Source organism: Pelagerythrobacter sp. Soil_C_18 (genome assembly GCF_057657235.1).
Map to the genome: position 1 here is coordinate 383,792 of NZ_JBDGIU010000002.1, position 21,035 is coordinate 404,826.

The window sequence follows — 21,035 nt, forward strand, 5'->3', positions numbered from 1 at the left end:
AGATGACTGAGTTCCTGATCCTCGCTTTCGTGATCATGATCGCGGGCGTGGTAGCCGTACCGCTCGCCACCCGGTTCGGGCTCGGCTCCGTGCTCGGTTATCTGCTCGCCGGAATGGCGATCTCGCCGCTGCTCGGCGCGCTGCGGGTCGACGTCGATGCGCTCCAGGCCTTCGCCGAGTTCGGCGTCGTCATGATGCTGTTCATCGTGGGGCTGGAGCTCGAGCCGAAGAAGTTGTGGGAGATGCGCCGGCGCCTGATCGGGCTCGGCGGGGGGCAGGTGCTGCTGACTACCGTGGCGCTCGCGGGGGCCATGATGCTCGCGGGGGAGGCGTGGCGCACCGCTCTTGCGATCGGCATGGTGCTGGCGCTCTCGTCCACGGCGATCGTGGTGCAAACTCTCACCGAGAAGGGCCTGCTGAAAAGCGAAGGTGGGGAGGGGAGCTTCTCGGTCCTGCTGTTTCAGGACGTCGCGGTCATCCCGATGCTGGCCATTCTCCCGTTCCTCGCCTTGCCCGAACTGGCCTCGGCAGGCTCAGCGGTCGCGGGAGCCGCTCATGGCCACGGCAGCGGCTTCAACCTGACCGAGGGCATGCCTGTCTGGCTCTCCGGCTTGACGACACTTGCCGCGGTGTGCGCGGTTGTGCTCATCGGCACCTATCTTACCCGCCCGGTGTTCCGTTTCATCGCCGCCGCTCATCTGCGTGAGCTGTTCACCGCTACCGCGCTCGTCTTCGTGATCGGCATCGCGCTGCTGATGACCATCGTCGGCCTCTCGCCCGCCCTCGGCACGTTCCTCGCCGGAGTGGTCCTCGCGAACAGCGAATACCGGCACGAACTCGAAAGCGACATCGAACCATTCAAGGGCCTGCTGCTCGGCCTGTTCTTCATCACCGTAGGCGCGGGGATCGACTTCGCGCTGGCGATGGAGAACTGGGGCACGGTGCTCTTCTGGGCTGCGGTCGTGATCGCGGTGAAGGTCGCGGTTCTAGCGCTGATCGCGCGGGCCGCCGGGATCCGGCGCCAGGCGTCGTGGCTCTTCTCTCTCAGCCTCGCGCAGGCAGGCGAGTTCGCCTTCGTGCTGATCGGCTTCGCGGTGGCCAATTTCGTGCTGGACGGCGAAACGGCGGACCTGCTGCTGCTGATCGTGGCTCTCACCATGCTCGCCACGCCGTTGCTGTTCATCGCCTACGACCGGCTGATCGAAGCCGCCTATTGCCGCGGCGAGGAGCGCGAAGCGGATTCGATCGAAGAGGAGAATCCGATCATCATCGCCGGGCGCGGCCGGGTCGGCGGGATCGTGGACCGCATGCTCGATATCGCCGGCTATCGCGCCACCGTGATCGATTACGATTCGACGCATCTCGAGCATCTCAAGAAGTTCGGGGTGAGAAGCTATTTCGGTGACGCGACGCGGCCCGACCTGCTGGCGTCCGCCGGGATCGCCCGCGCTAAGTTGCTGATCGTGGCGCTCGATGAGCGGGAGCAGATCGACAAGCTCGTCCAGTACGCGATCAAGAACTTCCCGCAGCTCCACGTCGTCGCCCGCGCGATCGACCGCGATCACGTCTACCATCTGTGGGCGATGGGATGCCGCGACGTGATCCGCGAGACTTACGACGCGGCGATCCGCATGGGCCGCTCCGCCTACGAGGCGCTTGGCGCCGACCCGCAGGGCGCGCGAGCGATGGCGGATGCGTTCGAGGAAATGGACCGCACTTCGATGCGCGAGGTCGCCGACCTCTACCGGCTCGACATTCCGGCCTACGAGAACGAACCGCTGCTCGCGAAGATCAGGGAACTGCGCGCCGAATGGGACCCGAAGCTGCGCGAGATGATGGATGACATCGTCCAGAGAGGACACTGAGCGAATGACGCAGGGCACGCACCACTACGTTCCGGACACGCGGAACGAGACCATTCTGATCGACGTGAACGGTGAGCATTTCCCGCGAGCCGAAGCCAGGGTCAGCGTGTTCGACAGCGGCTTCATGCTCGGCGACGGCGTGTGGGAGGGGATCCGGCTTCATGGCGGCCGCCTGGCCTTTCTGGACCGGCATCTCGATCGCCTCTGGCGCGGCGCGAAGGCCATCCACATGGATATCGGCGTCACGCGCGAGGAACTCGAGAGGCGGCTCTATGCCGTGCTCGACGCCAATGGCATGACGGACGACGGGGTGCACATCCGCCTGATGGTCACGCGCGGCGTGCGCTCCACCCCCTATCAGGACCCGCGCGTGGTGGTGACGCCGGCGACCATCGTCATCATTCCCGAATGGAAGGAGCCGGCGCCCGAAACGGCGATGCGGATGCTTCGGCTGTTCACGGTCCACGTGCGCCGCGGCTATCCCGACGTGCAGGACCCGATGCTCAACTCGCATTCGAAGCTCAACTGCATCACCGCCTGCATCCAGGCGGCGCAGGCGGGGGTGGACGAGGGGCTCATGCTCGACCCTCACGGCTTCGTCGCTACCTGCAACTCGACGCACTTCTTCATCGCGCGGGGCGGCGAGATCTGGACGTCGACGGGCGACTACTGCCTCGACGGGATCACCCGCGGCCTGGTGATCGAAGTGGCCCGCGAGGCAGGCATTCCGGTGTTCGAGCGCAACTTCTCGCTGACCCATGTCTACGGCGCCGACGAGGCGTTCACCACCGGCACCTTCGCCGGCATGGCGCCGGTCGGCTCGGTCGACGGGCGGGTGCTCGGCGCGGAGCGGGGCCCGATGGTCGAGCGGCTCCAGCAGCTCTATCTGGAACGCCTCGCGCGGGATGTCGCCGGAAGGGCGCGGCCATGACGACCCGCATCGCCATGTGGTCGGGCCCGCGCAACATCTCGACCGCAATGATGCGCAGCTTCTCCTCGCGGGCCGACTGCGCCGTTTCGGACGAGCCGTTCTACGGCGCGTTCCTCAAGGCGACGGGCGAGCCGCACCCGATGGCGGAGGAAACGATCGCCTCGATGGATTGCGACTGGCGCTCGGTGCTGGCGGCCCAGTCCGGCGACTCTCCCGGCGGCGAGCCCATCTGGTATCAGAAGCACATGCCGCACCATATGGTCGGCCCGGTGGGAATCGCCGACATGGCGGATCATCGGCACGCCTTCCTGATCCGTTCGCCGGAACGGGTGGTCGCGAGCTACCGCGCAAAGAACGAATTGCGCCGGCCCGAGATGCTCGGCTTCGCGCAGCTGCGCCGCTATTTCGAATATGAGGCGGAGCGGACGGGCAGCATTCCCCCGGTGGTGGACTCGGACGACATTCTCGCCGACCCGCCGGGCGTGCTGGAGAAGCTATGCCTTGCGCTCGGGATCGACTGGGATCCCGCCATGCTTCGGTGGGAAACGGGGCCGCACCGGGAGGACGGCGTCTGGGGCGCGCATTGGTACGACAGAGTCAATGACTCCACGGGATTCGGCAACCCTCCCGGTCCTTTGCCGATGCTCGGCGAAAGCCACCGCGAAGTCGCGGACGCGTGCCGCGCAGACTACGAGGCGCTGCAAGGCCACGCGATTACCGCCTGACAGCGGTTCGGCGAAAAAACCGGGCGCTCCACCGACGACGCCGTTACCACTTGAAGTCCCACGCGTTTCTCCATCGAAGGAGAGGTGCGATGGAGTACGAAATCGACGACGACCCGCAGGATCACGAGGGCGACCGCTGCGAGGCGAACCGAAGAGGCGGCGTCCGCGAAGATCACCTGCTCCGCACACGCAGGGAACACGGCCCCGCCGAACCGAGGTCGGCCCCGCCACCGATTCATTGAACGTCGGAAAGTGGCGGACAGGGTGGGATTCGAACCCACGGTGGGCGTTAACCCACGGCGGTTTTCAAGACCGCTGCCTTAAACCACTCGGCCACCTGTCCGCTGTTTTGCGCGCTAGCGGCTGCGCGCGCGGTTGTCATCATCGGCGCGTCGGTTCGGCTCTGCCGCCAGCATAAACATCGAAAATCATTTGCGGTTAAACTGAGCTCTGCCACAACGTCCACATGATCAAGCGCGCTCTCCTGACCCTCGCCCTGTCCGCCGCCGTGTTCACGCCTGCCGTTCCCGTCGCGGCGCAGGACATGCCGTTCGATAGCTATCTCCAGCAGCTCACCGCACGGGCGCGGGCCGAAGGGGTGAGCAAAGCGACGATCGTGCGCATGACTCAGGGTCTTCAACCCAACCACCGGGTGATCGAGCTCGACCGCGGACAGCCGGGGTCGTCGTCGAGCGGTAGCGGGTTCCCGCCGTTGTCGTCCTATATCGACAGGCATGTCGATGCCGCGCGGATCAACGGCGGCAAGCGCGCCTATTCCTCGTCGATCGGCACGATCCGTGCGATCGAGCGCGAATACAGCGTGCCCGGTGAAATCCTGGTCGCGATCTGGGGCCACGAAACGGCCTACGGCGCGGTGACCGGGAGCTTCGATCTGGCCCAGGCGCTCGCAACGCTCGCCTGGGAAGGGCGCCGGCGGGAGCTGTTCGCGGGCGAGTTCGTCGACCTGCTCAAGGTCGCCGACAAGGGCTATCCACGCTCGCAGCTCAAGGGGAGCTGGGCCGGCGCGTTCGGCAACCCTCAGTTCCTGCCGAGCGTCTACCTGCGTCTGGCGACCGACGGCGACGGTGACGGACGGGCGAACATCTTCAGCAACAGTGCCGACACGCTGGCGTCGATCGCCAACTACTTCCGCGATGCAGGCTGGCGGGCCGGCCAGCCCTGGGGCGTGCGCGCCTCGGTGCCGAGCGGGTTCAACTGGTCCGCGGTGCGCAGCAAGGTCGTCTCTCCGGTCTGTCCGCGCGTGCACGAGCGGCACAGCCAGTGGCGGACCGTGGGCGAGTGGCGTGCGCTCGGCGTTCAGCCGCAGCGCCCGCTGGACGACAGCGTGATGGCCTCGCTCTTTCAGCCGGATGGGCCCGGCGCTCCGGCGTGGCTCTTAACGGCAAATTATAGGGTTATCCTCGAATACAACTGCTCGAACTACTACGCGATGAGTGTGGGATTGCTTGCAGATGAGATTGCCCGATGACCTGTTTCGTGGAGCCGCCGCGCTCGCACTGAGCGTCGCCCTGGCCGGGTGCGGGCTCGCCGGTGGAGGCGATCGTCCCGCTGCCGAAGCGGGATCGCCGCTCGCGGCGCAGGCGACCGGACCGGCGGCCGATTATCCGATGGTGTTGGGGAATCCATTTACGATCGACGGCATCGAGTACGTCCCCACCGACGTGATGAACTACGACGAGGTCGGCTATCTGGCTGCCGACGAGGGCGCCGCGGGCGTGACCGCGGCCCACAAGACGCTTCCGCTGCCGAGCTACGTCGAAGTGACCTCGCTCGAGACCGGCCGGACCATTCTCGCGCGGGTCGAGCGGCGGGGTCCGATGTCGACCAAGCAACTGGTGGCGCTGTCGCCCGACGCGCTTGTGCAGCTCGGCGCAGGCGCGGGAGCACCCGTGCGTGTGCGCCGGGTCAATCCACCTGAGGTGCAGCGCGCCGAGCTTCGCGCCGGCCGCACGGCACCGCTGCGCATGGACACGCCGGAGACCCTTCTCGGGGTGTTGCGGCGCAGTCTGCCCAAGCACGGATCGGCCAGCCTGGCGGACGGTCGCAGGCCGCCCGTTCCCTCGGGCGTTCAGACGGCGGGCCCGCCCACCGCACCGCCGCCCCTTGCACGCGCCGAACCGGCCACGAGCGCACCGTCTGCGCCATCGGGGCAGCCGGCGGCCGCGGCATACCCGCTCGAACCTCTCGAGGGCGCGGCGCCGGCGCAATCGGAACCGCCCGCTGGCGCCTTCGTGGTTCAGGCTGCCGCCTTCTCGAGCAAGGAAAACGCCGATCGGGCAGCCGTTGCGCTGGGCGGGTTCGTCTCCAAGGCCGGGCGCTTCTACCGCGTCCGCACGGGCCCTTACGCGACCCGTGGACAGGCCGAAGCCGCGCTCGCCAAGGTACGCGCTGCCGGTTATAGCGACGCGAGAGTGTCCACAGCAGGTTGATCCGCCGGCTTCCCGCCGGCGGCGGGAGCGCAATTGACCGGTCTTCTTCGATATTTCGCCGTTCTTCCCGCGCTGGCGCTTGCCAGTGCGGCGGGAAGCGCCGATCCCGAGCCGGGCACGGTGCAGCCGTTCTCGGGCGCGCCGATCGCGCTGCTCGTCGACCTTTCGTCCGGACAGGTGCTGTTTTCCCGCGAGGCCGACCGGCGCTTCATGCCCGCCTCGATCACCAAGGTGATGACCGCGTTCCTCGCCTTCGAGCTGATGGATGCCGGCGAGCTGTCCCCCGGCCAGTCGTACATGATGAGCGAGAACGCCTACCGCGAGTGGTTTGGCAAGGGATCGCGCATGTTCCTGGACAGGAGCGAACCCGTCACGGTCGAGACGCTGCTGCTCGGGGTTACGAGCGTTTCGGCCAACGACGCGGCGGTGGTGCTGGCGGAAGGCGCGGCCGGCTCGGTCGACAACTGGGTCGCGATGATGAACGCCAAGGCGCGGGAGATCGGGATGACCGACAGCCACTTCGGCACGCCCAACGGCTGGATGGACGAAGGGCGGACATTCACCACTGCCAACGACCTGGCCATCCTCGCCCGCGAGATGATTGTCCGTCACCCGGATCTCTACAGCTTCTATTTCGGGCGCGAGGGCATGACATATCGGGGAATCGCGCAGGCGAACCATGACCCTATCACCGGCAAGGTCGAGGGCGCGGATGGGATCAAGACCGGCTTCACCAATCAGGCCGGCTACGGCTTCCTCGGCAGCGCCGAGCGTGACGGCCGGCGGCTGATCATGGTCGCGGCGACTGCACCGACGCCGCGCGACCGCAACGAGGCGTCGATTGCGATGATGGAATGGGGCTTCGAGGCGTTCGACACGCGCAAGCTCTATGCGCGCGGCGGCTATGTCGGTGAAGCGCTGGTACAGGAGGGCGCTCGCAGCACGGTTCCGCTGGTCGCGGCAGGGCCGATCCACGCGACCTATCCAGACGGGACCAGAGCCACACCGCGCCTGACGATCCGCTACGACGGTCCGCTCGAAGCGCCGCTGGAAGAAGGCGAGCACGTCGCGGAACTCGAAATCGCGGTCGAAGGCGCGCCGCCCTCGCGGGTGCCGCTGCTGACGGGCGAGGCCGTCCCGCAGGCGAACGCCTGGCAGCGACTGGTGAACGGCGTGGTAGGTGTGTTTCGATGATCCGCGGCCGCTTCATCGCGCTCGAAGGCGGCGAGGGGACGGGCAAGTCCACCCAGGCGAAGATGCTCGCCGAAGCGCTCGCCGTGCGCGGCGTCGATGTCGAGCTGACCCGCGAACCCGGTGGCACACCAGGCGCCGAAGCCATTCGCGGGCTCCTGCTGGACCCGCCGGGGGAAGGGTGGGGCGCACCTGCGGAGGCACTGCTCTTCGCTGCCGCGCGTGCGGATCACGTCGCGCGCCGCATTCGCCCCGCGCTCGAAGATGGGCGATGGATCGTGTGCGACCGCTTCGTGGATTCGAGCAGAGCCTATCAAGGCAGCGCCGGCGGGATCGGCGACGATGCAGTGCGGGCGCTGCACGACATCGGCAGCGGCGGACTGCGGCCGGATCTTGCGCTGCTGATCGACGTCGCGCCCGACATCGCGGCCGAGCGCCTGGCCGCGCGCGATGCCGGACGGTCCGACGCGATCGGCGGGCGCGACGCCGGCTATCACGCGCAGGTGGCGGAGGCCTTCCGAGGTTTCGCGGCAGCCGCCCCCTCGGCTTTCGCCGTCGTCGACGGCACAGGAACGCCCGAGCAGGTCCACGCTCGGGTTCTCGAGGTGATCGAGCCGCTGCTGCGGGAGGCAGCGCGATGACGATGCTCGGGCACGACGAACCCTGGCGGCAATGGCGCGATGCCCTGCAGGGCGAGCGCATGCACCACGCATGGCTCCTCGCGGGCCGGCGCGGTCTCGGCAAGATGCGCTTCGCAGAGGCGGCCGCGCGCGAGCTGTGCGCCGAGCCGGGCATTCCTCAGCCCCAGGGCGTCCATCCGGACGTCCACGTTCTCACGCACCTGCCGAAGGACGAGAAGGAGGAACGCAAGCGCGAGGAAGGCAAGCCGTACGAGGTCAAACGCAACATCACCGTCGCGCAGATCCGTGCGATGCAGCAGCGCTTGACCACCCGGCCCACGCTGGGATCGCGCCGCGCGGTCATCATCGACCCGGCTGACGACCTCGAGAAGAGCGCTTCGAACGCGTTGCTTAAGAGCCTCGAGGAGCCTCCCGCGGGCACTTTCTTCCTGCTTGTCGCGCACAGGCCGGCCAAGCTTCTGCCGACGATCCGCTCGCGTTGCCGCGTGCTGCGGTTCCCGGCGCTCGGCGAGGCGGAGTTGGCGGCCTGGCTTGCCGCGGAAGCGCCCGATGCCGATGCGGGAACGCGGGAGGCGGCCGTGCGCGCCGCGAGCGGCTCTCCCGGTGCGGCGCTCGAGTTCGTGGAACGCGACCTCGCTCCGCTCGATAGGTTAATGACGCGGATCGTCCACCAAGGCGACCAGAGCTTCGAACTGCGCGGGCAACTGGCCGAGGCGATCGGTGCGCGTCCGGATCGCGAGAGGATGGTCGCGGTCCTCGACCTTGCCCGCTCGGTGCTCGCCAGCCAGATGGCTGGCGAAGGCAGGGCTGACTGGTCGAATCTGGTCGACGCGCACGCTGCGCTCGTCCGCCTCGCCGGGGAAGCCCCGACCTACAATTTCGATCCGGGCCTGCTGGTAATGGAGATCGGCACCTTGCTCGCCTCCGCCGCGCCCGCTAGCGAGCGCGCCGATGCCTGATCCTTTCTATATCACCACCGCAATCAACTACCCGAACGGCCGGCCGCACATCGGCCATGCGTACGAGGCCGTCGCAGCCGACGTCGTCGCCCGGTTCCAGCGGGCCATGGGGCGCGAAGTTCGCTTCCAGACCGGCACCGACGAGCACGGACTCAAGATGGCGCGCAAGGCGGCCGAGCAGGGCAGGACCGCGCGCGAGTTGGCTGACGAAATGGCCGGCTACTTCAAGGTGATGGCCGATGCCCTTAACGTCTCGTATGACCGCTTCATCCGCACGGTGGAGGAGGATCACCACCGCGCCAGCCAAGCAATCTGGCGCGCAATGGAGGCCAGCGGTGACCTCTATCTCGACCGCTACGAAGGCTGGTACTCGGTCCGCGACGAGGCCTACTACGACGAGAAGGAACTTGTCGAAGGTGAAGGCGGAGAGAAGCTCTCCCCGCACGGCACACCGGTGGAATGGACGGTCGAGGAAAGCTGGTTCTTCCGCCTCTCGAAGTACCAGGAACCGCTGCTGGAGCTCCTGCGCGCGCCGGGATTCGTCGAACCGGAGAGCCGCCGCAACGAAATGATCGCCTTCGTTTCCGGCGGGCTGAAGGACCTTTCGGTCAGCCGTACGAGCTTCGACTGGGGCGTGCCGGTGCCGGGCAACGACGGACACGTCATGTATGTCTGGGTCGACGCGCTGACCAACTACATCACCGGCCTCGGCTATCCCGAAGATACCGAGCTCTGGCGCAAGTTCTGGCCCGCCAGCCTGCATCTGATCGGCAAGGACATCGTCCGTTTCCACACGGTCTACTGGCCTGCCTTCCTGATGAGCGCGGGGCTGCCGCTGCCGACGAAGGTTTTCGGCCACGGCTTCCTGCTCAACCGCGGGCAGAAGGAATCCAAATCGGTCGGCAACGTGACCGATCCGCTCGAACTGGCGGAACGCTTCGGGGTCGATCCTCTGCGCTATTTCTTCCTGCGCGAGATCGCGTTCGGGCAGGACGGCAGCTATTCGCCCGAAGCGATCGTGACCCGCGCGAATGCGGAGCTCGCGAACAGCTTCGGCAATCTGGCGCAGCGGACGTTATCCATGATTCACAAGAACATGGACGGCAAACTTGCCGTGCGCGAGCCGGACGCGGCGGACCAGGCGCTGACGGCGGCGGTACGTACCGCCTGCGCCGAGGATCTGCCGCGTGAGTTCGAGCGGCTCAACTTCTCGGTCGGTCTGGAGGCCTGGATGCGAGCAGTGTTCGCCTGCAACCAGTATGTCGACGAGCAGGCCCCCTGGGCGCTACGCAAGACCGACCCCGCGCGGATGGAGGCGGTGCTGATGACGCTCTTCCGCTGCGTGCACGATCTGGCGATAGCGGTGCGGCCCGTCGTGCCCAGCGCTGCCGGCGCCTTGCTCGATCAGATGGGGGTTGCCGAGGATGCGCGCGGCTACGCCGCGATCGGGAACGACACCTGGTTCGAAGCGCTCGTTGATGGCGGGTTCGCTCTCGACAAGCCGGTCGGCGTGTTCCCGCGTCTCGAGCTGCCGGAGAACGAGACGGCCTGATGCTGATCGACAGCCACTGTCACCTCGAATACGAAGGACTGGCGGAGAACCAGCCCGACGTGCTCGCGCGTGCCCGAGCGGCAGGGGTAGGGGGCTTTCTCAACATTTCCACCCGCCGCAGCGAATGGGACAGGGTGGTCGGCACCGCGGAACGCGAGAGCGACGTCTGGGCGAGCGTCGGCATCCATCCGCACGAAGCCGACGCGCATGAAGATCTTGGCGCCGCGGAACTGTTCGCTGCAACCGAGAACCCGCGCGTGATCGGCATCGGCGAGACTGGGCTCGACTATTATTACGACAAGTCGGACCGCGGCGTGCAGCAGGCGCTGTTTCGCACGCACATCGGCGTCGCGCGGGAAACCAACCTGCCGGTGATCATCCATACGCGTGATGCGGAGGACGATACTGCCGCAATCCTTGCTGACGAAATGGAGAAGGGCGCTTTCCCGGCGCTGATCCACTGCTTTACCGCTTCGGCCGAATTCGCGCGCAAGGTTCTGGATCTCGGCCTGACGATCTCCCTTTCGGGGATAGTGACTTTCAAGAACGCGTCGGAACTGCAGGAAATTGCGGCCGGATTGCCGGCAGAACGGCTGCTGGTCGAGACCGATAGCCCATTCCTCGCGCCGGTGCCTCATCGCGGCAAGAAATGCGAGCCAGCCTTCGTGCGCAACACGGCGCAGTTCATTGCGGACCTGCGCGGCGAACCGTTGGAGCAGCTTGCGGAGACCACCACGCGCAACTTCTACCGCCTCTTTTCGAAGGCGAAGGCGTGAAGTGCATCCTGCTCGGCTCGGGCACGTCCACCGGGGTTCCGCGGATCGGCGACGACTGGGGCGATTGCGATCCCGACGAGCCGAGAAATCGGCGCACCCGCGTGTCGATTCTGCTCGAGAGCAACGAGGGGCGCCGGATCCTGGTCGATACGTCTACCGATCTCCGCCAACAGCTCCTGGCCAACCGCATCGACGCAATTGACGCGGTGTTCTGGACGCACGACCATGCCGACCACTGTCACGGTATCGACGATCTGCGGGTGCTTCGCTATGGGCGCGGCGGACCGATCCCGGGGTACGCCAACGCCGTGACGGCTGATCGCCTGCGGCGACGGTTCGACTACGTCTTCGCCGGGCAGCACGGCTATCCCACGATCGTCTCGCTGGAAGCGCTCGATCGACTGAGGCTTTGCGCCGGCTTCTCCATCGCATGGTGTCAGATGGCCCACGGACCGGCGCAATCCACAGGGTTTCGCTTCGAGATTGACGGGAAATCCGTGGCTTACGCAACGGATTTCAGTGAAATTCGTGATGAAATGGTCGAGATCTTCGCGGGCGTCGATCTTCTCGTTACCGATTGCCTGCGCCGCGAGCCGCATCCGACGCATGCGCACCTTGCCATGGCGCTCGATCTCGCAGAGCGCTGCAAGGCGCGGCGTACCGTGCTGACGCATCTCGACAAGAGCATGGATTACCGCACGTTGTCCGACGAAGTGCCGGATGGCGTCCTAGTGGGTTACGACGGGATGGAGGTCGTGCTGTGACGGATCTCGATGCGCTCCGAATGGTTTCGCTGATCGGATGGCTGGCTGTGGCTATCGCTGCCTACGCGTCGTTCCGGTTCGACTGGAAGAAGAGCGTGCGCATGGCGCTGCTGTGGATCGCGATCTTCGTGGGGGTCGCATTCCTGTTTTCGTCGATCGGCGGATGGGGCGGCTAGCTCCGTCACCCTCTTATTTTACATAATATATATTATCATTCTATTATGACCGACCAGCTGACCCGCCTTCTCCGCATCATGGCCACTCTTCGCGACCCGGAGCGCGGTTGCGAATGGGATCGCGCGCAACGCTTCGAGACCATCGTGCCGCACACGATCGAAGAAGCCTACGAAGTCGCCGACGCGGTAGCGCGCGGCGACGTTGCCGACATTCGCGATGAACTCGGCGATCTGCTGTTCCAGGTCGTGTTCCAGGCCCGCATTGCCGAGGAAGCCGGTCATTTCGATTTCGAGGACGTGGCACGATCCATCGCCGACAAGCTCGAGGCCCGCCATCCGCACATCTTCGGTGACGCCGACATGCCGGGCGGCATGCGCGAGGAACGCTGGGAGGCACTCAAGGCGCAGGAACGGGCTGCCAAAGGCGCAGAAAGTGCTCTCGACGGTGTTGCGGCCGCGCTTCCGGCGCTCATGCGCGCCGAGAAGCTCCAGAAGCGGGCTGCACGTGCCGGGTTCGACTGGCCCGATCCGGAAGGGCCCCGGGCCAAAGTCGTCGAGGAGATGGCGGAACTCGCCGACGCCACCCCTGACGACCGAGCCGCCGAAGCGGGCGACTTGCTGTTCGCGGCAGTCAATCTCGTGCGCGCGTACGGTATCCCGGCGGAGGAAGCCCTGCGCAGCGCCAACGACAAGTTCGAGCGCCGCTTCCGCGCAATGGAAGCCTTGGCGGGCGGCGCGTTCCCCGACCTCTCGCTCGAAGAGCAGGAAGCGCTCTGGCAGGAGGTCAAGCGAACGGAGCGTTAGCGCAGGCTGGCAAAGCGCCCGAATTCCTTCGGCGTCAGACGCACCTGGAGTCGATGAACCGGACCGCCTTCGCCGTCCTCCGCCCGATCGCCAAGCACTTGCCCGTGCGCGTGAAGCCAGGCGATCTTCTGCCCCTCGCCCGCCGGCAGCACGATCTCGTGCACTTTGGCACCGGCGGTCAGCAAGGCGTCGAGCCGACCGAGCAGCGCTTCAACGCCCTCGCCAGTTTCAGCAGAGATCGGGACGATATTCTGCTCACTCTCCGCGACCGCAAGCAGTTCCTCGAACGGCTCCTGTGGCAACAGGTCGATCTTGTTCCAGGCTTCGACGATAGGGATGGCGCTCTCGCCCCCCTCCCCTTCGACGATGCCGAGCTCGGCGAGCACCTGAAGGACCTGCGTCTTCTGGGCGCCGGCCGAAGCGTTCGCCATGTCGCGCACGTGAACGATCACGTCGGCGCCAGTGACTTCCTCCAGCGTGGCGCGGAATGCAGCTACGAGCTGGGTCGGTAGATCGGAAATGAAGCCGACCGTATCGGACAGGATCGCCTTCTCCACACCCGGCAGACGAATCGCACGCATGGTCGGATCGAGGGTGGCGAAGAGAAGATCTTCCGCCATCACAGTTTCGCCTGTCAAACGATTGAAAAGCGTTGATTTCCCAGCGTTCGTGTAACCCACCAGCGCGATCACCGGCCAAGGCGCCCTGCCCCGTCTCTCACGGTGCAGCGTGCGCGTCTTGCGCACTTGCTCGAGCTCCTTGCGGAGCCGCCCCATGCGCTGGCGGATCATTCGCCGGTCCGCCTCGATCTGCGTTTCGCCGGGTCCGCCGAGGAAGCCGAAGCCGCCGCGCTGACGCTCGAGGTGGGTCCAGGATCGCACCAGACGGCTCTGCTGATAGTCTAGATGCGCGAGTTCGACCTGCAGGCGCCCTTCGGCGGTCGCGGCACGTTCGCCGAAGATCTCGAGGATCAAGCCGGTCCGGTCGATCACCTTGCGCTTCAGCGTCTCTTCCAGATTGCGCTGCTGGATCGGCGACAGTGCCCCATCGACGACGACCAATTCGGCCTCGTTCTGCTCGCAGGCAATCGCAATGTTCTCGACCTGACCTGCGCCGAAGAGGGTGCCCGGCCGCACCTGGCGCACGGGCAGAACGAAGGCGTCGGCGACCACGATCCCGATGGCGAGCGCGAGCCCGCTTGCTTCGGCGAGGCGTGCCTCGGCATCCAGATCATGGTGCTGTCCGCGGATCTCGGGGCAGACGACAAGGGCCCGCGCACCGCGGGACACCTCGCCGAGAAGATTGTCGTCGAAGCTCAGTCGTCCTCGCCTTCGAAGTCGTCATCGTCGCTCAGATCGACCGGCGTTGCGGGCTGGATCGTCGAGATCGCATGCTTGTAGGCGAGCTGCACGTAACCCTCGCGCTCCAGCAGCATGCAAAACAGGTCGTAAGCCGCAATCGCGCCTTGCAGCATGACGCCGTTGACGAGGAACATCGTCACCTGCGCTTCCGCGTCACGCACGCGCGACAGGAAGACGTCCTGCAGGAGGCGCTGCTTCTTGCTCGAATCCTGACTTGCGAACTGCGACGCGTCCATCGGCTGCGCGGGCATGATCGTCGAGATCGCATGCTTGTAGACGAGCTGCGACTGACCGTCGCGGCGCAGCAGGATCGAGAAGTTATCGAACCAGGTGACGATACCCTGCAGCTTGACGCCCTTCACCAGGAACATGGTCACCGGCGTCTTGTTCTTGCGCAGGATATTGAGGAACGCGTCCTGCAGATTCGCCTGGCGCGTCTGCTGCTTCGACTCATCGGCCGGCTTGGGCTCAGGTTTGGGCTTGGGACGCGCGGAAAGCGTCTGTCCGGTAGGCATGGCTGCTTCCTTCTTCTTGGCGGCCGCCCTTGCGGTCCGCATTCTGACCACGGCTCGAAAGCCGCCGCCGCATGGGTAACCGATTATGCCGCGATTGGTGCCCGCGGGCAAATCGTTATTGCATCCGATGCAATCCGAGGCTGTTCAGACCTTCCGGTCCGGTGCGTGCCGCTCGCCCATGCCGAGCAGCTTCAGCTTGCGGTGCAGTGCCGAGCGTTCCATCCCGATGAAGCTCGCGGTCTTGGAGATATTGCCCGAGAAGCGCCGGATCTGAATGCTCAGATACTCGCGTTCAAACGTCTCGCGCGCCTCGCGCAGGGGGACGCCCATTAGCGTGGAAAGCCCGTTCGCGCCGCCCAGCTTGCCGCCGGTAACCTCACTCGGCAGCATCTCGGCCTCGATCACTTCGAGGTTCTCGCGTGGGGAGAGAATCACCGTCCGCTCGACCACGTTCCTCAACTGGCGGACGTTGCCGGGCCAGTCATAGGCCTGCAACGCGGCCATGGCCTCCTCCGAGATATCGGGCGCTGGAACACCCTGCTCGGCAGCATAGCGCGCGAAGAAATGCTGGGCGAGCGCCGGGACATCGTCGCGGCGCTCGGCAAGCGAGGGAATCGCGACAGGCACGACGTTGAGACGGTAAAACAGATCTTCCCGGAAGCGCTTGTCCTCCATCTCCTCGGTCAAATCACGCGAGGTCGAGGAGACGACCCGCACGTCGACGCCGATCTGCCGATTCCCGCCGACACGGACGAAGGATTGTTCGGTCAGCACGCGCAGGATGCGTGCCTGGGTCGAGAGAGGCATGTCCGCCACTTCGTCGAGATAGAGCGTGCCGCCATCGGCTAGTTCGAGAAGACCGGGCCGGACGAGCTGACCGTCGGCTTCCTCGCCGAACAGCTCCTGCTCGAACCTCTCCGGCGTGATCCGCGCAGAATTGACGATGACGAAGGCGGAATCGGCGCGTCCGCTCCAGCTATGCAGCAGGCGCGCAGCAACTTCCTTGCCCGCCCCGGCTGGCCCGCTGATGAGCACGCGGCTGCCGGTGTTGGCGACCCGCTTCAGCGTAGCGCGCACCTGGTTGATGGCCGGCGAATTGCCGGTGAATTCCTCGCCATGCGAGAAACCCTGCCGCAGACGAGTATTTTCCCGCCGCAGCCGTTCGGTCTCGGTCGCGCGGCCAACGAGATGGAGCAGGCGTTCGGCCTCGAACGGCTTCTCGATGAAATCCATCGCCCCGCGGCCGACGGCCGACACCGCGGTGTCGATATTGCCGTGGCCGGAGAAGATGATCACTGGCAGCTCGGGCTCGCGCTTCTTGATCTCGTCGAGCACCTCGAGCCCGTCCATCGCGCTGCCGTGCAGCCATACGTCGAGCAGCACCAGGCTCGGGCGGCGCTCATCGATCGCGGCCAGCGCTCCGTTGCTGTCACCTGCCGTGCGGCATTCGTAGCCCTCGTCGCACAGGACGCCGGAGACGAGCTCGCGAATGTCGCGTTCATCGTCGACGACGAGGATGTCTAGGGCCATCAGGGGAACTCCTTGTCATGCATCATTCGGCGGCCTCGCTCCCCTGCACCGCAGGTTCGCGCGTAAACCGCAGTGTTACGCGAGTGCCGCCACCTTCGGCGGTTGCGAAGATCATCTCCCCCCCGTGTTCCTCGACGATCTTGTTGACGATGGCGAGCCCTAGCCCGGTGCCCTTCTCGCGCGTCGTGACGTAGGGTTCGACGATGCGATCGCGGTCCTGCGGCAGGCCGACGCCGTTGTCCTCGACCGTGACCGTAACGTCGTCTTCGCCCGGAACGACCGACACCGTGATCTGTCCGCGGAAATCCGGCTCGGCGTCTCGCACGCGCGCGTCCACAGCCTCGACGGCGTTCTTGAGGACATTGGTAAGCGCCTGACCGACCTGGTGACGGTCGCAGGCGAGCGGGATCGGACCCTCGCCCTCGTAGCTGAAGCGGAAGTCGATCTCGGGATGGGCGACTTCCTGCAGGAACAGCGCTTGCCGCACGAGATCGAGCGCGTCCTCCTTGCGGAAGACCGGCTTGGGCAGGCGCGCGAAGGACGAGAATTCGTCGACCATTTTCCGCAGGGCGGCCACCTGTCGCACGATGGTGTTGGTGAGCTCGTCGAACAGGTCTCCGTCGCTGTCGATCTGCTTGCGGTAGCGGCGCTTGAGACGCTCGGTCGCGAGCTGGATCGGAGTGAGCGGATTCTTGATCTCATGCGCGATCCGCCGCGCGACGTCCGACCAGGCAGCCTGCCGCTGGTCGAGCAACTGGCGCGTGATATCCTCGAACGTGATCACCTTGCCTTCGGAGAAGTCGGCAACCTTGACCGCGAGTGTCAGCAGGTCTCCGCCCACGGTCTGGTTCACAATTCCGCGATCGACTCCTCCGCGAACGAGCGTCGAAATCTGAGGGCTGAGCTGTTCGAGCGTGAGGCCGAGGGGCGGCGGCGAAGCTTCTTCGATCAGTAGCGCCTGCGCCGACCCGTTCATCAGCAGTACCTGCCCGTCCTGATCGACCGAGATCACCCCTGCGGTGACCGATTCGAGCACGGTTTCCATGAACGCGCGGCGATTTTCCAACTGGCGGTTGGCGCTGACGAGAGCATCCGTCTGCTTCTCGATCTGCGCCGTCATGCGGTTGAACGCGCGGTTGAGCAACCCGATCTCGTCGGGCCCGGTTCGCCCCTCCACGCGCAGCGCGAAGTTGCCGGCGCCGACCTGGCGCGCCGCTCCGACGAGATCAGTAAGCGGTTCGACTTGCCGGTCTGCGAAGCGCAAGGCGAACCACACCGAGAGTGCAAGCAGCGCAAGCGAGACGAAGAACAGCGCGAGATTGAAACGCAACTGTAGCGCCCGCGCGCGCTGCGTGAGCAGGTCGTAATTGGTGGAGATCGCGTTGGCGCGGTCCCACAAGTCGAACGCAAAGGCCTGGGAATTGCGCGCGTTGTAGAGGAAGATTCCGCTTTCTTTATCGATAGCCGCCACCGCCTCGATGCGCTCGGGACTGCCCTGCACCACAACCTGTTCGCCGCCCGCAACCCGATCGAATATCGTCGGATCGAGCTCGGTCGGATCATTGTCGCTGACAAGCCCGAGCATCGCCGCGGTGCGAAGACTTCCGTCCGCCACGCGCTGGAGAATGGCCGATTCGTTGATCCCCCTCCCCTCTGCTTGGTAGCGGTAATAATCCTCGAAACCCCCGTCAGTGAGCGAGCCCCTCTGGAAATAGAATAGCAGGTCGCTCGCCATGCTTACGGTCTCGCTGGCCACTTCGAGTTGGTTCTGCTCGTAGTAATCCTGTGCGAGTTCGTTCGCGTTGCGCATCAATCCGCGCGAATCGTCGGAGAACCAGAAGTCGACGCCCGATTGGAAGAGCACCGCCGCAAACACGGCGACGAGCAGCGTCGGAATGGCCGCAACGAGCGAGAAGAAGAACACGAGCCGCACGTGAAGCCGGGCCGTGCTGCCGGCTGCGCGACGCAACGCAAACCGCCGGCCGAAAAGCACGACCAGCGCCATCGCTGGCAGCAGCGTGCCGATCAGCAGGCTCGCCACCTGCCCCGCCGGGACGAGTTGGCCATCCGGCGGCGCGCTTTCGAACGTCACCCAGGTCGTCAGCACCATTGCCGCGAGAGCAAGCGCCGCAGCAATCTCGAGCAGGAGGAAAAAATTCGACCGGCGCGAAGCGACCACGACGCGGCGCCACAAGCGCGGCGCTCGCCTGGTCAACGGGAGTGTCGGTGCTGCCACAGTTGCAAGCTTACAACGCCGCTGTTGCAGTTTTGCAAGCTCATTTTCGCTCAAGCGAACGTTCGTGCGGACGAAAGGTCAGTTGGCGCGAACGAAGCTGTCTGCCTGGATCTCGAGATCCGCTAGCTTCTTGCGCAGCGTGTTCCGATTGATGCCCAGAAGTTTCGCCGCCCGCAACTGATTGCCGGCGGTCTGCGCCAGCGCGTGTTCGAACAGCGGCCGCTCGAACGCTGCGAGGGCGCGATGATAGACTGTGCCCGGCGCCGGCGCGCTACCGACGATCCAGCCCTCCAGCGCGCTGCGCAGGCCGTCATCATCGTCGGGCCGAGCCGAATGCGCCGCGTCTTCGCCAAGAACCGATGTGATCGTCTGGGAATCGATCACATCGTCGCGTGCCATCAGCGCCAAGCGATAGATTGCATTCCGCAATTCGCGGACGTTGCCGCGCCAGGGCTGTTGTTCGAGCAGCGCGATGGCGGCGCGGTCGATCCGGCGTTCGGGCAGACCCTCCCGCGCGGCATGGCCGAGGAAATGCTTGGCCAGCGCCTCGATGTCTTCCGCACGGTCGCGCAGCGGCGGCAATTGGATCGGCACGACATTGAGGCGATAGAAAAGATCCTCGCGGAACCGGGCGCTGGCGATCATCGGCTTGAGATCGCGGTTCGTCGCGGCGACGATACGCACGTCCACGCCGATCTCCTGGCGCCCGCCGACGCGCCGGATGCGTCCAGACTGCAGCGCGCGAAGCAACCGCGTCTGCGCCTCCATCGGCATGTCCCCGATCTCGTCGAGGAACAGTGTGCCCCCATTGGCCTGCTCGAACTTGCCGATCGCCTGCGCGATGGCACCCGTGAAAGCGCCCTTTTCGTGCCCGAACAGCTCGCTTTCGATCAGGTCCGACGGAATCGCCGCTGCGTTGACCGCAACGAACGGCCCGGACTTGCGATGGCCGAGTTCATGGATGGCCTCTGCCACGAGCTCCTTGCCAGTCCCCGATTCGCCGAGGATCAGGACCGTCAGATCGTTGCGCAGGACACGAGTGATCATGCGGTAGACCGCCTGCATCGCCTGGCTACGGCCAACGAGCGGCAGCCCGTCGCCGGCTTCCGCCTCCTCGCCCCGCCGCACGCCCGAACCCGCTGCCTGCACGACCGCGCGCACCAGATCCTCCAGATCGAACGGCTTCGGGAAGTACTCGAACGCACCGGTGTCGCTCGCACGCACCGCCGTATCGAGCGTATTCTGGGCCGACAGCACGATCAGCGGCATGGTTGGGCAAGCCGCACGGACACTGCCGATCGTCGCAATGCCGTCGCCGTCGGCGAGCACGACGTCGGTCAACATCACGTCATACTTCCCCGACGCGAGCAGCTTGTCGCGCGCGGCGATGCTGTCGCAGCGGTCGACCGCAAACCCCTCGTCCTCCAGCGCGGACCGGATGACGGTCGCGATCGAAGTATCGTCCTCGACCAGCAGGATCTTGCCGCTCATGCCTGTTCCCTCTCGTCCTTCGCCAGCGGCAGATGGATGCGAAAATGCGTCAGCCCCGCACGTTCGTCGCGCTGATGTCCGATCCGCCCGTCCATGTCGCGCACCAGCTTGCGCACCAGCGCGAGGCCGAGGCCCTGTCCGCTTGCCTTGGATGTGACGAACGGTTCGAACACATGATCGCGGAGCGCGGGATCGATACCCGACCCGTTGTCGCTGACGGTGATCTCGATCGGAAGGCGCACGGTCCGCCCGAGCTTGAGGTTCGAGACAAGCCCGCTGGCAAAGCGCGTGCGGATAACCACCCGCGGTGTCTCGGCGTTGGCGCAGGCGTCACGGGCGTTCGATATCAGGTTGATCAGCACCTGTTCCAGCGCATCGCGGCTGGCGAGCACCGGCGGCAAGGATGGGTCGAACTCCTCAATCAGTTCCACTCCGCTGTCATCCGCCGCGCGGACCGAAGCGATCGCGCTGCGGACCGCGGCGTGGAGGTTGACCGGCGTGACCGGATCGGCGCGCTCGCTGCCGAGACGCTGCATGCGATCGACCAGGCGCGCGATCCGGTCAACTTCGTCCGAGATCATCGCCGCCAGCGGCCGGTCCTTCTCGTTCAGTTTGCGCGCGACGAGTTGGCCGGCACCGCGGATCGCTGCGAGCGGATTCTTGATCTCGTGCGCGAGGATAGCCGGCGCGCGGAGCGTGGTTGCCTCGCCGGCATCCTCCGCCATCTCGCCCTGCCCCACTTCGGAGACCGTCATGACGCGCCACCCCGGGTGCGACGCAAGGGGGGAGACGGTCAGATTGACTTGCGTCACACGCGCGCCGCAACGCAGCGTCATGCCGCGCACGGTAAGCCTTGCATCGGTTTCCGTCAGGCGCTTCGCCACGCGCACGTCATCGAGTTGAACGACATCGAGCAGCCCGGCGCCGACAAGCCGCTTGGCGCTGCGGTGGAGCAGGTCTTCAGCCGCCGGATTGGCCTCGCGCACGACGAGGTCGGGATCGAGCAGCAGGACCGCGAAGATCAGCCCGGCGATCTGCGCCCGCGGGCCGGGCGGCGCACCCTCCATG

The 21,035-nt window shown here is 65.9% G+C and carries 19 protein-coding genes and 1 tRNA gene; 13 read left to right on the forward strand and 7 right to left on the reverse strand.

Annotated features, from left to right (window positions below; translation table 11 throughout):
* Positions 1 to 2 precede the first annotated feature (2 nt).
* From AC3A5N_RS07510 to AC3A5N_RS07520, 3 genes are read left to right on the forward strand one after another with little or no spacing between them, the layout of a single operon-like run.
* The gene (locus AC3A5N_RS07510; protein ID WP_487736682.1) at positions 3 to 1,865 is read left to right on the forward strand and encodes a monovalent cation:proton antiporter-2 (CPA2) family protein; all 1,863 of its coding nucleotides are present in this window, start codon (positions 3 to 5) and stop codon (positions 1,863 to 1,865) included.
* A 4-nt stretch (positions 1,866 to 1,869) separates the two neighbouring features.
* Positions 1,870 to 2,796: an aminotransferase class IV gene (locus AC3A5N_RS07515; RefSeq protein ID WP_487736683.1), complete on the forward strand. Its 927-nt coding sequence runs from the start codon at positions 1,870 to 1,872 to the stop codon at positions 2,794 to 2,796.
* Complete coding sequence (locus tag AC3A5N_RS07520; RefSeq protein ID WP_487736684.1) at positions 2,793 to 3,521, forward strand: sulfotransferase-like domain-containing protein; 729 nt, start codon at positions 2,793 to 2,795, stop codon at positions 3,519 to 3,521. The genes AC3A5N_RS07515 and AC3A5N_RS07520 overlap by 4 nt, the downstream gene beginning before the upstream one ends.
* A 253-nt stretch (positions 3,522 to 3,774) precedes the next feature.
* On the opposite strand, the gene AC3A5N_RS07525 is transcribed toward AC3A5N_RS07520, so the two are convergent.
* Positions 3,775 to 3,864: transfer RNA gene (locus AC3A5N_RS07525), tRNA-Ser, on the reverse strand.
* Between the two features lie 123 nt (positions 3,865 to 3,987).
* Here AC3A5N_RS07525 and AC3A5N_RS07530 point away from each other — a divergent pair.
* From AC3A5N_RS07530 to mazG, 10 genes are read left to right on the forward strand one after another with little or no spacing between them, the layout of a single operon-like run.
* A complete protein-coding gene (locus AC3A5N_RS07530) occupies positions 3,988 to 5,010 on the forward strand; it encodes a lytic murein transglycosylase (RefSeq protein WP_487736685.1) in 1,023 nt (340 codons plus the stop codon).
* Entirely contained in the window at positions 4,994 to 5,971 is a 978-nt protein-coding gene (locus tag AC3A5N_RS07535) for an SPOR domain-containing protein (protein ID WP_487736686.1), read from the forward strand. The genes AC3A5N_RS07530 and AC3A5N_RS07535 overlap by 17 nt, the downstream gene beginning before the upstream one ends.
* A 33-nt stretch (positions 5,972 to 6,004) precedes the next feature.
* Positions 6,005 to 7,165 carry a D-alanyl-D-alanine carboxypeptidase family protein gene (locus tag AC3A5N_RS07540; protein ID WP_487736687.1) on the forward strand — a complete coding sequence of 387 codons (1,161 nt, stop codon included), beginning with the start codon at positions 6,005 to 6,007 and terminating at the stop codon, positions 7,163 to 7,165.
* On the forward strand, positions 7,162 to 7,803 hold the full coding sequence (gene tmk / locus AC3A5N_RS07545) for a dTMP kinase (RefSeq protein WP_487736688.1): 642 nt from the start codon (positions 7,162 to 7,164) through the stop codon (positions 7,801 to 7,803). The genes AC3A5N_RS07540 and tmk overlap by 4 nt, the downstream gene beginning before the upstream one ends.
* Positions 7,800 to 8,762 carry a DNA polymerase III subunit delta' gene (locus tag AC3A5N_RS07550; protein ID WP_487736689.1) on the forward strand — a complete coding sequence of 321 codons (963 nt, stop codon included), beginning with the start codon at positions 7,800 to 7,802 and terminating at the stop codon, positions 8,760 to 8,762. The genes tmk and AC3A5N_RS07550 overlap by 4 nt, the downstream gene beginning before the upstream one ends.
* Positions 8,755 to 10,314 carry a methionine--tRNA ligase gene (metG, locus tag AC3A5N_RS07555; RefSeq protein ID WP_487736690.1) on the forward strand — a complete coding sequence of 520 codons (1,560 nt, stop codon included), beginning with the start codon at positions 8,755 to 8,757 and terminating at the stop codon, positions 10,312 to 10,314. The genes AC3A5N_RS07550 and metG overlap by 8 nt, the downstream gene beginning before the upstream one ends.
* Positions 10,314 to 11,090 carry a TatD family hydrolase gene (locus tag AC3A5N_RS07560; RefSeq protein ID WP_487736691.1) on the forward strand — a complete coding sequence of 259 codons (777 nt, stop codon included), beginning with the start codon at positions 10,314 to 10,316 and terminating at the stop codon, positions 11,088 to 11,090. Before metG ends, AC3A5N_RS07560 begins: the two co-directional genes overlap by 1 nt.
* Positions 11,087 to 11,854: an MBL fold metallo-hydrolase gene (locus AC3A5N_RS07565; RefSeq protein ID WP_487736692.1), complete on the forward strand. Its 768-nt coding sequence runs from the start codon at positions 11,087 to 11,089 to the stop codon at positions 11,852 to 11,854. Before AC3A5N_RS07560 ends, AC3A5N_RS07565 begins: the two co-directional genes overlap by 4 nt.
* Entirely contained in the window at positions 11,851 to 12,030 is a 180-nt protein-coding gene (locus AC3A5N_RS07570; RefSeq protein ID WP_487736693.1) for a hypothetical protein, read from the forward strand. The genes AC3A5N_RS07565 and AC3A5N_RS07570 overlap by 4 nt, the downstream gene beginning before the upstream one ends.
* Before the next feature lie 45 nt (positions 12,031 to 12,075).
* The gene (mazG, locus tag AC3A5N_RS07575) at positions 12,076 to 12,834 is read left to right on the forward strand and encodes a nucleoside triphosphate pyrophosphohydrolase (RefSeq protein WP_487736694.1); all 759 of its coding nucleotides are present in this window, start codon (positions 12,076 to 12,078) and stop codon (positions 12,832 to 12,834) included.
* Here the strand turns inward: mazG and hflX are convergent.
* From hflX to AC3A5N_RS07605, 6 genes are all read right to left on the reverse strand, one after another.
* Complete coding sequence (gene hflX / locus AC3A5N_RS07580; protein WP_487736695.1) at positions 12,831 to 14,123, reverse strand: GTPase HflX; 1,293 nt, start codon at positions 14,121 to 14,123, stop codon at positions 12,831 to 12,833. The genes mazG and hflX overlap by 4 nt on opposite strands.
* 26 nt (positions 14,124 to 14,149) lie before the next feature.
* On the reverse strand, positions 14,150 to 14,710 hold the full coding sequence (gene hfq, locus AC3A5N_RS07585) for an RNA chaperone Hfq (protein WP_487736696.1): 561 nt from the start codon (positions 14,708 to 14,710) through the stop codon (positions 14,150 to 14,152).
* A gap of 144 nt (positions 14,711 to 14,854) precedes the next feature.
* The gene (ntrX, locus tag AC3A5N_RS07590) at positions 14,855 to 16,240 is read right to left on the reverse strand and encodes a nitrogen assimilation response regulator NtrX (protein ID WP_487736697.1); all 1,386 of its coding nucleotides are present in this window, start codon (positions 16,238 to 16,240) and stop codon (positions 14,855 to 14,857) included.
* Positions 16,241 to 16,262: 22 nt separating this feature from the next.
* Positions 16,263 to 18,419 (reverse strand): sensor histidine kinase, encoded by a 2,157-nt coding sequence (locus AC3A5N_RS07595; RefSeq protein WP_487736698.1) that lies wholly within the window; start codon positions 18,417 to 18,419, stop codon positions 16,263 to 16,265.
* A 135-nt stretch (positions 18,420 to 18,554) separates the two neighbouring features.
* Positions 18,555 to 19,967, reverse strand: coding sequence for a sigma 54-interacting transcriptional regulator (locus tag AC3A5N_RS07600; RefSeq protein ID WP_487736699.1), 1,413 nt, complete (start codon positions 19,965 to 19,967; stop codon positions 18,555 to 18,557).
* Positions 19,964 to 21,034 carry a two-component system sensor histidine kinase NtrB gene (locus AC3A5N_RS07605; protein WP_487736700.1) on the reverse strand — a complete coding sequence of 357 codons (1,071 nt, stop codon included), beginning with the start codon at positions 21,032 to 21,034 and terminating at the stop codon, positions 19,964 to 19,966. The genes AC3A5N_RS07600 and AC3A5N_RS07605 overlap by 4 nt, the downstream gene beginning before the upstream one ends.
* Between the last annotated feature and the right edge of the window lies 1 nt (position 21,035).

Coding starts and splice junctions, on each gene's coding strand:
- AC3A5N_RS07605 (WP_487736700.1), bottom strand. CDS start 21,034: ATGGAGGGTGCGCCGCCCGGCCCGCGGGCGCAGATCGCCGGGCTGATC.
- metG (WP_487736690.1), top strand. CDS start 8,755: ATGCCTGATCCTTTCTATATCACCACCGCAATCAACTACCCGAACGGC.
- tmk (WP_487736688.1), top strand. CDS start 7,162: ATGATCCGCGGCCGCTTCATCGCGCTCGAAGGCGGCGAGGGGACGGGC.
- AC3A5N_RS07600 (WP_487736699.1), bottom strand. CDS start 19,967: ATGAGCGGCAAGATCCTGCTGGTCGAGGACGATACTTCGATCGCGACC.
- AC3A5N_RS07560 (WP_487736691.1), top strand. CDS start 10,314: ATGCTGATCGACAGCCACTGTCACCTCGAATACGAAGGACTGGCGGAG.
- mazG (WP_487736694.1), top strand. CDS start 12,076: ATGACCGACCAGCTGACCCGCCTTCTCCGCATCATGGCCACTCTTCGC.
- AC3A5N_RS07550 (WP_487736689.1), top strand. CDS start 7,800: ATGACGATGCTCGGGCACGACGAACCCTGGCGGCAATGGCGCGATGCC.
- hfq (WP_487736696.1), bottom strand. CDS start 14,710: ATGCCTACCGGACAGACGCTTTCCGCGCGTCCCAAGCCCAAACCTGAG.
- AC3A5N_RS07520 (WP_487736684.1), top strand. CDS start 2,793: ATGACGACCCGCATCGCCATGTGGTCGGGCCCGCGCAACATCTCGACC.
- AC3A5N_RS07535 (WP_487736686.1), top strand. CDS start 4,994: ATGAGATTGCCCGATGACCTGTTTCGTGGAGCCGCCGCGCTCGCACTG.
- AC3A5N_RS07510 (WP_487736682.1), top strand. CDS start 3: ATGACTGAGTTCCTGATCCTCGCTTTCGTGATCATGATCGCGGGCGTG.
- AC3A5N_RS07530 (WP_487736685.1), top strand. CDS start 3,988: ATGATCAAGCGCGCTCTCCTGACCCTCGCCCTGTCCGCCGCCGTGTTC.
- AC3A5N_RS07515 (WP_487736683.1), top strand. CDS start 1,870: ATGACGCAGGGCACGCACCACTACGTTCCGGACACGCGGAACGAGACC.
- ntrX (WP_487736697.1), bottom strand. CDS start 16,240: ATGGCCCTAGACATCCTCGTCGTCGACGATGAACGCGACATTCGCGAG.